The organism is Kineothrix sp. IPX-CK (assembly GCF_039134705.1).
GTDB classification, from domain to species: domain Bacteria; phylum Bacillota; class Clostridia; order Lachnospirales; family Lachnospiraceae; genus Kineothrix; species Kineothrix sedimenti.
Map to the genome: position 1 here is coordinate 759,270 of NZ_CP146256.1, position 12,390 is coordinate 771,659.

A 12,390-nucleotide genomic window follows, 5' to 3' on the forward strand; every position below is an offset into this window, starting at 1 on the left:
CATGAAAAGTTCAGCGGGGGAACAAAATATGGAAAGATTTGTGATTGCGATTACGAGAACGTGCGGGAGCGGAGGAACTACGATCAGCAAGCAGCTGGCGGCGCATTATGGTATTGATATGTATGACAGAAATTTGCTTCGTCTTGCTTCGGAGGACAGCGGAATCAATGAGGAACTGTTCGCGAGAGTGGAGGAGAGTACCAGAAACAAGTTGCTGTATAAGGTGTCAAGAAAAGTATATAACGGGGAACTGATATCCCCGGAGAGCAATGACTTTGTGTCTGATCAGAACTTGTTCAATTACCAGGCAAAGGTCTTAAAGGAACTTGCCGAGAGAGAATCCTATGTCTGTGTAGGAAGGGCTTGTGATTATGTTTTGAAGGATTTTTCCAATGTTCTTAAAGTATTTATCTGTGCTTCGGATGATGTCTGTATTAGCCGGGAAATGGAACGGCAGGGAATATCCCGGAAAGAAGCGGAAAAATATGTTTCAAAAAATAACAAATACCGCAAGGAGTATTATAAGTATCACACCGGGCGGATATGGGAGAGTCCCTGCAATTATGACTTATGTATTAATACTGGTGAGCTGACTTATGAGCAGAGTGCCGACACCATTAAAGAAATTATACGAATGAAGTATCATGTCATGCGGTAGTCGCGGGAGCGGCCATGGTACCATAAAAAGATAAATCCGCTAATAGGAGCGATTTATATAAAATAATTGAGGAGGATTCAGTATATGAAGAAAAAAGTGTTAAGCTTACTGCTTTGCGCAACAATAGCCGGAACACTGCTGAGCGGCTGCGGTTCTGAAGCTTCAAGCGTGTCCGGTACCGGAGAAGTGGCAGAGTCGGGAACAAAAGAAGAGGACGCTGAAAAAAGCGCTCCCGCAGGAGAAGAAGATAAAGTGATAAGAATCGGCGTAATTTGTTCTATGACAGGCGGTTCGGCTATTTATGGCGAAGGTGCTCAGAATGCTGTTACAATGGCTGCAGAGGAGATCAACAGCAGCGACAGTGAGATTAAGGTGGAGATACTAAACGGCGGCAAGGTTGTCGATGATGCCAGTGATTCCAAGCAGGCAGTCAACGCCTATAACAGTCTTGAGCCCGAGGCGCCCGAAGCTGTAGTTGGTGCATTTTTCTCTTCCGTTACACTTCCGATGGCAGAACTGGCAAACGAGCAGGGAATGCTTCTGATGGCGACTGGAGCGACGAACTATAAGGTCACTCAAGTTGGTCCTACAATATTCAGAGACTGTTTTATAGATCCGTATCAGGGTAAAATGGCGGCAGCGTTTGCCAAAGAGCAGGGGGTCAGCAAAGCAGCGATTATTTATGCGAAGGATGACGACTATTCCAACGGATTGAAGGATGCATTTGTAGAAAATGCGGAAGCTGCGGGCATTGAAATTGCATACACCGGAGAATGCACCACAAAGGATACCGATTTTACTGCTCAGGTTTCCCAGGCAGTAGCCTCCGGGGCAGATTACCTGTTTTACCCATGCTTTCTGGATACTGTTCCTCTTCTGGTTCAACAGGCAAGGGATGCAGGCTTTGAAGGTATCATTATGGGTGGAGACGGATGGGATGGTTCCGATACGACTGGACTGGAAACCTATTTTGACAATTGCTATTTTACGAACCATTATTCTTCTGAGGATACCTCGGAAGCAGTTCAGTCCTTTGTTACAAAATATACCGATACATATGGCGTTGAAAGCTTAAACGCATGTGCTGCACTTTACTACGATGCCATTTATATGCTGGTACAGGCGGCTGAACAGGGCGGAGGAACTGACACTGCTTCCCTCGTCAGCGGAATGACAGGTATTACCTTTACCGGAGTAGGTGGAACCTTCACGCTTGATGAAAACGGCGATCCCGCTAAGAGCGTTGCAATTAATACATATGAAAATGGTGCTGTTAAGTGGTATAAGACACTTTCTCCTGAAGGAAATTAATAATGGATAACAATATTCACAGGTAACAGGAAGTAAAGGCATAAGCGGAAACTTATGCCTTTACTATATCAAACAACCCTCAGACTGCGGGAATATAGAACGAAAGGAAGTGCAGGTAAGTGTCCTTATTTATACAAAGTATCATAAACGGGCTTAACCAGGGTGCCATTTACGCATTGATAGCACTGGGCTACACAATGGTATACGGTATTATCCGCATGATTAATTTTGCTCATGGAGACTTTATCATGGTCGGAGCGTATTCGCTGTTTTATACGGTGCCCCTGATGATTAATTACGGTATGCCGGCATGGATGGCGGTCATAATTGCCATTGCGGTCTGCGTTACAGTAGGCGTTGCGGTAGAAATCATCGCATATAGGCCTGTGAGAGGAGCAGGTTCCATGTCTGCATTAATTACAGCACTGGCAATGAGCCTGTTTTTGGAGAATCTCGCCATGGTATTGTTCGGCGCTAATCCGAAATCCGTTCCGGCTATTTTTACGCTGCCTTCTATTGAGGTATTGGGAGCAAAATTGCAGTGGAAATATTTGCTGACGATAAGTATAGGTATAATAATGATGGTGGGGCTGCAGCTGTTTGTAAAGAAAACAAAGCTTGGGAAGGCGATGCGTGCGGTGCCGCAGGATAAGGAAGCCTCGACTCTGATGGGCATCAATGTAAATAAAATTATTACAACGACCTTCGCCATCGGTTCCGGGCTCGCAGCGGTAGCGGCACTTATGTACTGCTCAACTTATCCGAGATGTACGACGGATATGGGTTCCATGATGGGGCTTAAGGCATTTATAGCGGCTGTTTTGGGCGGTATCGGGAGCATACCGGGAGCTATGGTAGGAGGTATTATCGTGGGGCTGGTTGAGATTTTTGTAAAAGTCTATATCGCTCCGGGCTGGTATGAGGCAATCACATACAGTCTTTTAATTTTTGTTTTATTGATTAAGCCGACCGGCATTATGGGTAAGAATGCCGGAGAGAAAGTGTAGGTGAGCTGGATGCCAAAAAGCAAAAAATTATCTTATATTATAAATGTGATCGGTATTCTGGTGTTGTTCATAGGTCTGTACGGCTTGTTCCAGTCGAATGTATTAGGCACCAGGACATCTTACATTAAAGGTATTTTTACTACGGCCTGTTATACGATTATTCTGGTGACTTCCTTAAACCTCCTGGTGGGATTTATGGGTGAATTTTCTCTTGGTCATGCGGGATTTATGTCGGTGGGCGCCTATGCTTCTGCTATTTTGACCAATTCGCTTTATGACTACGGGATGCCGAAGCTTTTGCTGTTTATCATTGCGCTTCTTGTCGGAGGAGCCGCAGCCGCATGTATGGGTGTCCTTGTGGGCATACCGGCGCTCAGACTGAGAGGCGACTATCTCGCTATTGTAACAGTAGCCTTTGCGGAAATTATCCGGGTTGCATTTTGTAATTTTGCAGTTACCGGTTCCGGGCGTACTATGAGCGGTATTGCCAAGCTTTCGGATTTTTACTGGTGCTACTGGGCTATGGTGATCTGTGTTGCAGTGATGTATATGTATACCCGCTCCCGCTTCGGCAGGACAGTCATTGCCATAAGGGAAGATTATATTGCAGCCAGTGCAAGCGGAATTAATGTTACATATTATAAGGTGCTGAACTTTACGATTTCAGCTTTTTTTGCGGGAATCGGGGGAGCGATGTACGCGCATTATATGACGGCGATGATCCCCACTAATTTTAACTTCATGTATTCTGCGGAAATGCTGACGGAGGTTATAATCGGCGGCACCGGCTCTCTAACCGGTTCGATTATCGGAGCGGCTTTTCTATCGGCACTGCCCGAGGCCATGCGTCAGTTTTCTATTTACCGGATACTGGCTTATTCCGTTGTCCTTGTATTAGTCATGATTTTCAAGCCGGGAGGAATCTTCGGCACATGGGAGTTCTCCCTTACCAGACTGATTGGAAAGGTTGCAGCCTTTATAAAAGCCCCTCATGCCAGAAAAGGAGGAAATGCCTATGAGTAAGGAAATAAAAGAGGTACCGGTCTTAAGAGTACAGAATCTGGGAATTACCTTTGGCGGCCTGAAAGCGGTCGATTCATTTAGCATTGACATTGGGAAAAGTGAGTTTGTTGGATTGATCGGTCCCAATGGTGCCGGAAAAACTACGGTGTTTAATCTTCTTACGGGTGTGTATATGCCGACAGAAGGATCTTTTTATCTCGAAGGTCAGAAGATGAATGGGAAGAAAACACATCAGGTAGTGGCAGCCGGAATATCCAGAACCTTTCAGAATATCCGTTTGTTTAAAAAAATGACGGTAATTGAAAATGTAATGGTCACAATGAATATGCATATGTCTTATTCGCTTGTCTCATCAATCTTCAGGCTTCCCAAGTATTGGAAACAAGAAGAAGAAGCAAGGAAGAAGGCATTAGAGTTATTGGATATTGTCAATTTAAAGGATAAAGCGGATATTACAGCCGAAAATCTTCCGTATGGGCAGCAGAGGAGATTGGAAATTGCCAGAGCATTGGGAACGGGAATGAAGCTTCTTCTTTTAGACGAACCGGCTGCGGGAATGAATCCTACCGAGACCTCGGAGCTGTTAGATATCATCAATGTTATCCGTACAAAATTTAATATTTCCATTCTTTTGATCGAGCATGATATGAGCCTTGTCATGAAGGTATGTGAGAGGATACAGGTCATTGATTATGGAGTAACGATCGCTTCCGGCACACCGGAGGAGATTGCGAATAATCCGAAAGTGATTGAGGCATATCTTGGGAAGGATGAAGAGGAAGGGGTGGCACTATGTTAGAGTTAAAGGATTTGAACGTAAGCTATGGCGCTATCCATGCTATCTATGATGTCAGCCTGACTGTGAATGACGGAGAGATTGTTTCGTTGATTGGAGCGAACGGTGCGGGAAAAACAACAATCCTTCATACGATTACCGGGTTAAAGAAATCCATGAATGGCAGCATCGTATATAACGGAAACGACCTGACTAAAATAGAGCCCAGTAAAATTATTACGCTGGGCATGGCCCATGTCCCCGAGGGACGCCATATCTTTCCGGCAATGACGGTAGGAGAAAATCTGGAGATGGGAGCTTATATCAGAAATGATAAGGACGGTATTCAAACGTCAGTGAAAGAAGTATTTGAAAGGTTTCCGAGATTAAAGGAGAGAAGAAAGCAGCTTGCGGGAACGCTGTCAGGAGGCGAACAGCAGATGCTTGCTGTAGGACGCGCGCTGATGAGCAGACCGAATATCATTTTAATGGATGAGCCGTCCATGGGACTTTCTCCTCTTCTTGTAAAAGAAATATTTAATATCATTAAGGAAGTGCATAAGCAGGGAATCACGGTTCTGCTTGTGGAACAGAATGCTAAAATGGCATTATCCATAGCAGATAGGGCATACGTTTTGGAAACAGGGCATATTTCCATGAGCGGGGAAGCAAAAGAACTGCTTAACGATGAAAAAGTCAAAAAGGCATATCTTGGATTATGATTAACTGTGCAAGCAGAGACGTTACAGCCAGTACGGCCCAACAGCTTAATCCCAGTACGATTGGCTTCCAGCCGTTTTTTACAAGTGATATCAGGTTTGTATTAAGGCCAATTGCTGCCATAGCCATAACGATAACGTATTTCCCTGCTCTTGCCAAGAATGTGCCTGCAACTGCAGGCAGTGGCAAAAATGTACTGATTACAGAGGCGGCGACAAATCCTAATACAAACCATGGGAATATTTCTGCTATCTGATACTTCGCTCCGTCTGTATGCGAATCCCGCTTTGCGGTATGCAGTGCCAGTACAAGAGTGACGGGTATGATCATCAGGGTTCGGGTCAGCTTCACAATTACAGCGAGGTTTCCCGCCTCATTGCTGAAGGAATAGCCGGCAGCGACCACAGAAGATGTGTCATTGATGGCAGTGCCCGCCCATAAGCCAAAATGATAATCGGTCATATGAAGAACATGTCCCAGGAAGGGAAAGAGGAATGCGGCTATAACGTTAAAGAAAAATATTGTTGAGATGGAGCGCGCCACATCCTCCTCCTTGGCACGAATGACCGGTGAGGCAGCAGCAATAGCGGAACCTCCGCAAATCGCAGTGCCTACCCCGATTAAAATATTCGTATCCCTGTCGATCTTTAACAGCCTTCCAAAGTAAAAAGCAGCGAGGAAGGTTGCAGTCAAAGTAAAGACCATTAATAGAAGCGTCTCCCGGCCCGTCTGAAAAACCTGAAATAAATTCATGTCAAATCCCAGCAGAATAATAGAATATTGCAGCAGTTTTTTAGAGGTATATTTCACTCCCTCTGAAAGTACTGCCGGTCTTTTCCATAGGGACAGCATCATACCAAACAGAATGCCCAGTACAGGGCTTCCGATAATGGGAAACCGATTGCCGATTATCCAGGCAGGAAAAGCAATTACAGCAGAAAGTGCTATTCCGGGTAACTTATCTTTTATTGCATTCATTTTAATACTCCTTTTTGGGTTATCGTTCACTCCGTTCTCAGTAATGTCCGGCAAATGGACTTTTTACAAACTTTTACGGGCAATCGAATCCGAAGCAAAAGAACGACTGTGCCTATGAAAATATTTAGAAGTTCTTTCTTTGAATAGTCAGGCCATAACAGAAAACAAAACTGTTTGAGCGCAGCGAGTTTTTTGTTTTCTGTTATGCTTGGCTTGACTATTCAGAGAATTAGAACTTCTTATATATTTGAATTCGAAGCGGGAGTCTTTTGCTTCGGATTCGATTGCCTTTGATATCTGAAAGAAGTCCATTTGTAGGCCAGTTGCTGTGAGGAGTGAACAGTAACTTTTTTAGTTAGAAATTATTACGAGGTTTACTATATACCTTGACTTGGCATTAGTAAAACAATATAATTTTATTATAGTAATAAGTAAATGCTAATGGTTTATTAACAGATAGTCAGGAGGCGGATGAAATGACGTTTCGCCATTTTCAGATTTTTATTGCAGTTTGCGACACGATGAACATGACTGCTGCGGCCCGCAAACTGTACATGTCACAATCCGCAGTCAGCCAGGCTGTTGGGGAAATGGAACGGCATTATGATGTGCGTTTGTTTGAACGTTTGTCCAAAAAGCTGTATCTTACACAGGCGGGGGAACAGCTTATAGGCTATGCCCGCCATATTATCCGGGTGAATTTGGACGCAGAGCAGAATATGCGCGACTTGAGTGAGAACGAGGTTGTGCGTATCGGAGCGAGCGTAACGATTGGGACATGTGTGCTGCCGGGGCTCACATCAGAGATTATGCGGACATATCCTCAGCTTACATTGAAGGTCGAGATAGGGAATACGGAGCAGGTGAAGAAATTGCTTTTCCAAGATAAGCTGGACATAGGCCTTGTGGAAGGCGACGTAGATTCGGAGGATCTGATAAATTCCCCTTTTATGCGGGATACCTTAGTGTTGATCTGCGCGAAAAGCCATCCTTTTGCCATGCGCAGCAGTATCAACTCACGGGAGATGGAGCAGGAAAATTTTATTCTGCGGGAAGTCGGAAGCGGAACGCGTAAGATTTTTGAAGATAAGATGAAAGAAAAGCAGCTTCATTGGAATTGCACATGGACATGCAGCAATGCGGACTCTATCAAAGCAGCAGTTGCTGAAGGGATCGGCATTTCTGTCATATCAAAACGCTATGTCACAGCAGAAGCGGAGGCGGGGATACTCTGCATGGTCGATATTGACGATCTCGTCTTTGAGCGCGATTTTAAAGTGATTTACCATAAAAACAAGTATTTGACCCATTCCATGAATTGTTTTATAAATGTCTGCAACCATCGCTTGGCAAGGTCACACACGGTCGGATAAGGTCACATTAAATAACAGTTTTGTTCCTATTGCTTGTGAAAACTGGTAAAAAGGACATTTGACACCCTAATTCTATTTAAGCCAGGGTAAAAAGGAGTGAAGAGGCATGGAGAATAAAAAAATCTTTGTATATCCGCATATCGATATGAAGAAAACCGGCAGCTGGCTGCGTTGTATATGCAAGCAGCGGCGGGTTTCTGTGAGAGATTTGCAGGAGGCACTCCACATTTCTTCTAATCAGGCGATCTACGATTGGTTTAACGGGAAGACTCTGCCGTCATTGGACAACTTTTATGCTTTGAGCAAGCTGCTGAAGATTTCCATGGAGAAACTGATTATTGCCGACCGGTTCACACAGGTGTGCTATCTTCTGGATTCTGTGAAAGAAGATAAACAAAGTTATAGATTAATAACCTATTATTTCCTTGTCTCCAAGACATACTTGGATGACATGCATCGTCATTCTCTGTAAAATCATTTTATCGAACAAATAGGAGGTAAATGTGATGGCGGAGAGAATGTTGGTGACGCAAGCTCTTGATGAGAGGGATTTGCTGGTAAAGAAGATTGGGGATAGGATTCGGAATGCGAGTTTTGTCGATACGGTAAAACACAACGAGCGAATGGTGTATGACAGCCGTTTGACACGGGAAGATTTTGCAAAGCAGGCTGAGTCTGCTTATCAGCAGATTATTGATTTGATTGACCGGTATCAAAAAATTGATGCGGCAATTGTCAATTCCAATGCAAATACATGGATCGATACTCCTTACGGCAGGTATACGATACAGAGCTCTTTAGCGCTCCGCAGTCGTCTGAGGGATACAGGAATATACGAAGAGGCGGATTTTGAGGGACACTTGTGTGAGAAGATGCTTGAGGAATACCAATTGAGAATTCAGTTTATTGAAAATAAGAATGAGAAATTACAGGATGCGGCGGAAGAAATGCGATTAAGTATTCTTGGAAGGGAAAGTAAGGAGAAAGATGAAAGGCCGCTGGAGGTGGTAGAAGTCTATGTAAAGGAAAACACCACGGAACTGGTGGACCCCCTGGGAATCCAAAAGAAGATTGCCGATATTTCGGAGAAGAAAGATGTCCTGCTAAAAGAATTGGATACTAAAATTAAAGTTTCAAATGCTACTACGTTTATTGAAATATAGTATGACAGAGATTTATGGCAAAATTTTGATGATAAAAATCTTATAGTGATTCAAGTCTATGAATATATCGGCCTGATATTTTCATAGGCTTTTTTAATTGTTCCATTCTAATCTCCGTACTTTTCGCACTAATCTCCGGTTGCGGAAGGGCGTGGCTTCAAGATCATTTTAATTGACAGCGGAAAAAGTATATTATATACTATAAATACTAAAATGATTATTTGGTTCATATAAAAAATGACATGAAGAAAATTAACTCAAAGGGGGACGCTTGCTGTTGATCGGATTCAAGCAAGTCAGATTTAGATTTAATGAAAGCGGTGGTTTAAATGCAGAATGAAAAACTAAAAATACCTGAAATTTCAGAGACATTATTTATACCATTGGCGGCTCGGGCTGACGAAACATTGCGAGTGGACGGTGTGATTCGTGATGATAAGGCGGTGGAATTCCTGAAGAGAGCGGATACGGCGAATCTCATAGTGAGCGGCGGAAGTATATCCACTCTGGGGATTTTAGCCCGTACAAAGACTATAGATGAGGAAACCTCTAAAATATTGTCCTGTGCTTCAAAAGCTGTTATCGTAAATTTAGGGGCAGGACTGGATACAAGATATGATAGAATTTCCCGTAAAGGGGTGGAATGGTACGACTTGGACTTGCCGGAGACGATAGAACTTAGGAAGCAGTTTACCGGTGAAAGTCATCTTCATTTTATTGCGAAGTCTGTTTTGGATGAAAGCTGGACTGATGAGATTAAAATAGAGGAAGACGATGCGGTAATAGTCATAGCGGAAGGTCTGCTCATGTATTTTGAGGAAAAAGATGTACAAAAAATTCTCCGGAAGATAGCGGAGGCCTTTCCCGGGGCAGATATATTTTTTGATGTAGTGCACCCCTTTTTCATAAATAAGGGAATCAGCAGCAAGTTCCTATGGGGGATAGACAAGGCAAAAGATTTAGAAAAGCTGGACTCTCATATCGAATTAGTAAAGTCGTGGAGCATTGGGAGCTTGCTAAAGAAACGCCAGCCATGGATTTTGCGGATGTTAAACATCCTGCCTTCTACGAGAAAACGTAGCCAGATTATTCACCTTAAAATAAAAGAAAGCGATTTCAAATAATACAAGGGAGGACGATAAATGCCGCGCTTTAGCGATACCGAAAGAGAGAAGATCAAGCAAAAGCTTTTAACGGAAGGGGAACGTTTATTTACAGCATACGGGTTAAAGAAAGTGACCATCGATGATTTGGCGGCGGCGGCTAATATTGCCAAGGCTTCCTTCTATAAATTTTATGAGGGGAAGGAATACCTTTATCTGGACATCGTTCAAAAGGCTCAAGCGGATGTCTTTACTAACCTGGAAAAGATGCTGGATGAAAATAAAGCGTATTCTGCCAGAGAACGGGTAAAGCAGGTTTTTTTAAAAATGTATGAGCTTATGCTGGAATATCCAATCTTATGTCAGATAAATTCTGCAAATATTGAAATGATATCGAGAAAGGTATCTGCACAGAGATTAGCAGAGTTCACAGCACAGAATATGGATGCTGTTTATGTCCTTGTACGGCGTGGAATTCCATTTGCATATAGTACAAAGATAGTTTCGACAGTATTTAGTGCGTTATATGGTGTATGGACCGGCTTACAGGGTGAAGACGATGAAATGAAACAACAAGTAATAAATATAATTCTGAATGGAGTTATTGAGCAGATGGTAGAGGAGAATAAAGATGCAGAGTAATTTTCGTTTGCTATATCCCCCGGGTTATGAGAAAAACTCCCATAACACCATGAAAAACTTTGATTTTATCCACACTCTTCAAATCGATACGATGATCGTTTTGATCAATGAAAGTTATCTGGGGCTGCAGAAGCTTTCATTGGAAGATTACTTTACGACGGACACGGAAGTATTATTCTATCGCCTTGCCATTGTGAACGACATAATCGGCAATCCCTATTTATATGAGGTCTTTTGCAGGGCGATCAATTTAATCCGTAATATCCACGACGTGTCATGTACTATGAGCAGTGACTTTACGGTGGAAGCGTCACTGGGTGTTATCCGGTATCTGGAGATGTATGAAGAAATCGTGGAATTATTCGCCGGCGGGCTAAAGGGTCTGTCGCCGGAATCCGAAGGAATGCGGTTTTTCAAGGAACAGATAGAAAGCATTAAGGAAAGCGATGACTATAAAAGCCTGTGCGCTGAGCTTTCCGGGATGGAAGTAAGGCTCGGAACGATTAAAAGCATTTCAGTTGGAATAAATCTGGATGAGACTCTTCGGGTAAAGGATGCCGGGTTGCTTTCTGTGGAAAGTACGCTCTATCACGAAGGAACCATTATAGAAAAGCTGCTTAAGAAAAATCCGCAGGACAGCTTCTCCTTGATGGCACCTTTATATCCGTTGCCGAAAGGTCTGACAAAGGAAGAACTGAAATCGATTAACTATGGGGTAAAGTCCGCGTTGAACACAATTTTCTACAAATCCTTACATAGCTTTGAGCCGCTTATTCAAAAGTATTACAGGAGCAGCACTTCCTTTTTCGTTTCGCTTTTGGACGATATACGGTTTCTGACGGCGGGTGTGGGATTTATCCTTTCTATGAAAGAATTGGGTCTGCCTATGTGTCGGCCGCAAATTGCTCCTATGCAGGCTAAAAAATGTGATCTGGAAAATGTGTACAACCCGGCTCTGGCGAGAAAATCCATCGAGCAAAGAATCGTTTCCAATTCCTTTGCGTTTGATGAAAAGGGACGCTTTTATTTGGTGACGGGGCCCAATCACGGCGGCAAATCTATTTTTGCCTATTCAATCGGCATGGCACAGGCACTGTTTCAGCTGGGGCTGTTTGTTCCGTCAGAAAGTGCGCTCATGAGTCCTGTCTCAGGGATATACACGCACTTTCCATCCTCCGACGAGAACAATTATGGGAAGGGAAGGCTGGAGAGCGAGTGCTCCCGATTGGGAGCTATTATGGAAGAATTGACGGACACAGATATGCTGCTCATGGATGAAACCTTTTCCAGCACCAGCGGCTTGGAGGCCGGATACATCGCCTCCGAGGTGCTTACCGGAATCGGAGCCATCGGCTGCGGCGGTATGTTTGTTACACATATTCATGATTTGACTCAGCAAATTGATATTTATAACGGTCATCCTCAAAATAAAGGAAAGATAGATAATCTCGTTAAAGGAAAGATAGATAATCTCGTGGCACAGATGGACAGCGAAAGGGATGGAAGCAGAAGCTATAAAATTTCCCGAACTACACCGGATGGTCTGAGCTATGCCAAGGATATTGCCGGCCGCTATGGGCTTCATCTGGAAAATATTATAAAAAATTTAGAATAAAAAACTGCCCGGATATTTAAAA

13 protein-coding genes are annotated in these 12,390 nt (G+C 43.5%); 12 read left to right on the plus strand and 1 reads right to left on the minus strand.

What is annotated here, in order from left to right:
* Positions 1 to 28 precede the first annotated feature (28 nt).
* From V6984_RS03555 to V6984_RS03580, 6 genes are all read left to right on the plus strand, one after another.
* Positions 29 to 658, plus strand: a complete 630-nt coding sequence (locus V6984_RS03555; protein ID WP_342758432.1) for a cytidylate kinase-like family protein — start codon at positions 29 to 31, stop codon at positions 656 to 658.
* 84 nt (positions 659 to 742) lie between these two features.
* Positions 743 to 1,969 carry an ABC transporter substrate-binding protein gene (locus V6984_RS03560; RefSeq protein WP_342758433.1) on the plus strand — a complete coding sequence of 409 codons (1,227 nt, stop codon included), beginning with the start codon at positions 743 to 745 and terminating at the stop codon, positions 1,967 to 1,969.
* 119 nt (positions 1,970 to 2,088) lie between these two features.
* The gene (locus V6984_RS03565) at positions 2,089 to 2,976 is read left to right on the plus strand and encodes a branched-chain amino acid ABC transporter permease (RefSeq protein ID WP_342758434.1); all 888 of its coding nucleotides are present in this window, start codon (positions 2,089 to 2,091) and stop codon (positions 2,974 to 2,976) included.
* A 9-nt stretch (positions 2,977 to 2,985) separates the two neighbouring features.
* The gene (locus V6984_RS03570) at positions 2,986 to 3,999 is read left to right on the plus strand and encodes a branched-chain amino acid ABC transporter permease (RefSeq protein ID WP_342758435.1); all 1,014 of its coding nucleotides are present in this window, start codon (positions 2,986 to 2,988) and stop codon (positions 3,997 to 3,999) included.
* The gene (locus V6984_RS03575) at positions 3,992 to 4,798 is read left to right on the plus strand and encodes an ABC transporter ATP-binding protein (protein WP_342758436.1); all 807 of its coding nucleotides are present in this window, start codon (positions 3,992 to 3,994) and stop codon (positions 4,796 to 4,798) included. Before V6984_RS03570 ends, V6984_RS03575 begins: the two co-directional genes overlap by 8 nt.
* A complete protein-coding gene (locus tag V6984_RS03580; protein WP_342758437.1) occupies positions 4,792 to 5,496 on the plus strand; it encodes an ABC transporter ATP-binding protein in 705 nt (234 codons plus the stop codon). The genes V6984_RS03575 and V6984_RS03580 overlap by 7 nt, the downstream gene beginning before the upstream one ends.
* On the opposite strand, the gene V6984_RS03585 is transcribed toward V6984_RS03580, so the two are convergent.
* Positions 5,471 to 6,472: a YeiH family protein gene (locus tag V6984_RS03585; protein ID WP_342758438.1), complete on the minus strand. Its 1,002-nt coding sequence runs from the start codon at positions 6,470 to 6,472 to the stop codon at positions 5,471 to 5,473. The genes V6984_RS03580 and V6984_RS03585 overlap by 26 nt on opposite strands.
* A gap of 476 nt (positions 6,473 to 6,948) precedes the next feature.
* Here V6984_RS03585 and V6984_RS03590 point away from each other — a divergent pair, with 476 nt between their 5' ends.
* The 6 genes from V6984_RS03590 to V6984_RS03615 all read left to right on the plus strand — a co-directional run bounded on the left by V6984_RS03590 (position 6,949) and on the right by V6984_RS03615 (position 12,368).
* Positions 6,949 to 7,845, plus strand: coding sequence for a LysR family transcriptional regulator (locus tag V6984_RS03590; RefSeq protein WP_342758439.1), 897 nt, complete (start codon positions 6,949 to 6,951; stop codon positions 7,843 to 7,845).
* Positions 7,846 to 7,951: 106 nt separating this feature from the next.
* The gene (locus tag V6984_RS03595) at positions 7,952 to 8,317 is read left to right on the plus strand and encodes a helix-turn-helix transcriptional regulator (RefSeq protein ID WP_342758440.1); all 366 of its coding nucleotides are present in this window, start codon (positions 7,952 to 7,954) and stop codon (positions 8,315 to 8,317) included.
* Positions 8,318 to 8,351: 34 nt separating this feature from the next.
* Positions 8,352 to 9,008, plus strand: a complete 657-nt coding sequence (locus V6984_RS03600) for a hypothetical protein (protein ID WP_342758441.1) — start codon at positions 8,352 to 8,354, stop codon at positions 9,006 to 9,008.
* Positions 9,009 to 9,337: 329 nt separating this feature from the next.
* Positions 9,338 to 10,132 carry a class I SAM-dependent methyltransferase gene (locus tag V6984_RS03605; protein WP_342758442.1) on the plus strand — a complete coding sequence of 265 codons (795 nt, stop codon included), beginning with the start codon at positions 9,338 to 9,340 and terminating at the stop codon, positions 10,130 to 10,132.
* Between the two features lie 18 nt (positions 10,133 to 10,150).
* Complete coding sequence (locus tag V6984_RS03610; RefSeq protein ID WP_342758443.1) at positions 10,151 to 10,753, plus strand: TetR/AcrR family transcriptional regulator; 603 nt, start codon at positions 10,151 to 10,153, stop codon at positions 10,751 to 10,753.
* Entirely contained in the window at positions 10,743 to 12,368 is a 1,626-nt protein-coding gene (locus V6984_RS03615; RefSeq protein ID WP_342758444.1) for a MutS-related protein, read from the plus strand. The genes V6984_RS03610 and V6984_RS03615 overlap by 11 nt, the downstream gene beginning before the upstream one ends.
* The last annotated feature ends 22 nt before the right edge of the window (positions 12,369 to 12,390 follow it).

What these genes read in the sequence shown, in the direction of transcription:
- V6984_RS03555 (WP_342758432.1), top strand. Translation starts at nt 29, where the DNA reads ATGGAAAGATTTGTGATTGCGATTACGAGAACGTGCGGGAGCGGAGGA.
- V6984_RS03560 (WP_342758433.1), top strand. Translation starts at nt 743, where the DNA reads ATGAAGAAAAAAGTGTTAAGCTTACTGCTTTGCGCAACAATAGCCGGA.
- V6984_RS03570 (WP_342758435.1), top strand. Translation starts at nt 2,986, where the DNA reads ATGCCAAAAAGCAAAAAATTATCTTATATTATAAATGTGATCGGTATT.
- V6984_RS03575 (WP_342758436.1), top strand. Translation starts at nt 3,992, where the DNA reads ATGAGTAAGGAAATAAAAGAGGTACCGGTCTTAAGAGTACAGAATCTG.
- V6984_RS03580 (WP_342758437.1), top strand. Translation starts at nt 4,792, where the DNA reads ATGTTAGAGTTAAAGGATTTGAACGTAAGCTATGGCGCTATCCATGCT.
- V6984_RS03585 (WP_342758438.1), bottom strand. Translation starts at nt 6,472, where the DNA reads ATGAATGCAATAAAAGATAAGTTACCCGGAATAGCACTTTCTGCTGTA.
- V6984_RS03590 (WP_342758439.1), top strand. Translation starts at nt 6,949, where the DNA reads ATGACGTTTCGCCATTTTCAGATTTTTATTGCAGTTTGCGACACGATG.
- V6984_RS03595 (WP_342758440.1), top strand. Translation starts at nt 7,952, where the DNA reads ATGGAGAATAAAAAAATCTTTGTATATCCGCATATCGATATGAAGAAA.
- V6984_RS03600 (WP_342758441.1), top strand. Translation starts at nt 8,352, where the DNA reads ATGGCGGAGAGAATGTTGGTGACGCAAGCTCTTGATGAGAGGGATTTG.
- V6984_RS03605 (WP_342758442.1), top strand. Translation starts at nt 9,338, where the DNA reads ATGCAGAATGAAAAACTAAAAATACCTGAAATTTCAGAGACATTATTT.
- V6984_RS03610 (WP_342758443.1), top strand. Translation starts at nt 10,151, where the DNA reads ATGCCGCGCTTTAGCGATACCGAAAGAGAGAAGATCAAGCAAAAGCTT.
- V6984_RS03615 (WP_342758444.1), top strand. Translation starts at nt 10,743, where the DNA reads ATGCAGAGTAATTTTCGTTTGCTATATCCCCCGGGTTATGAGAAAAAC.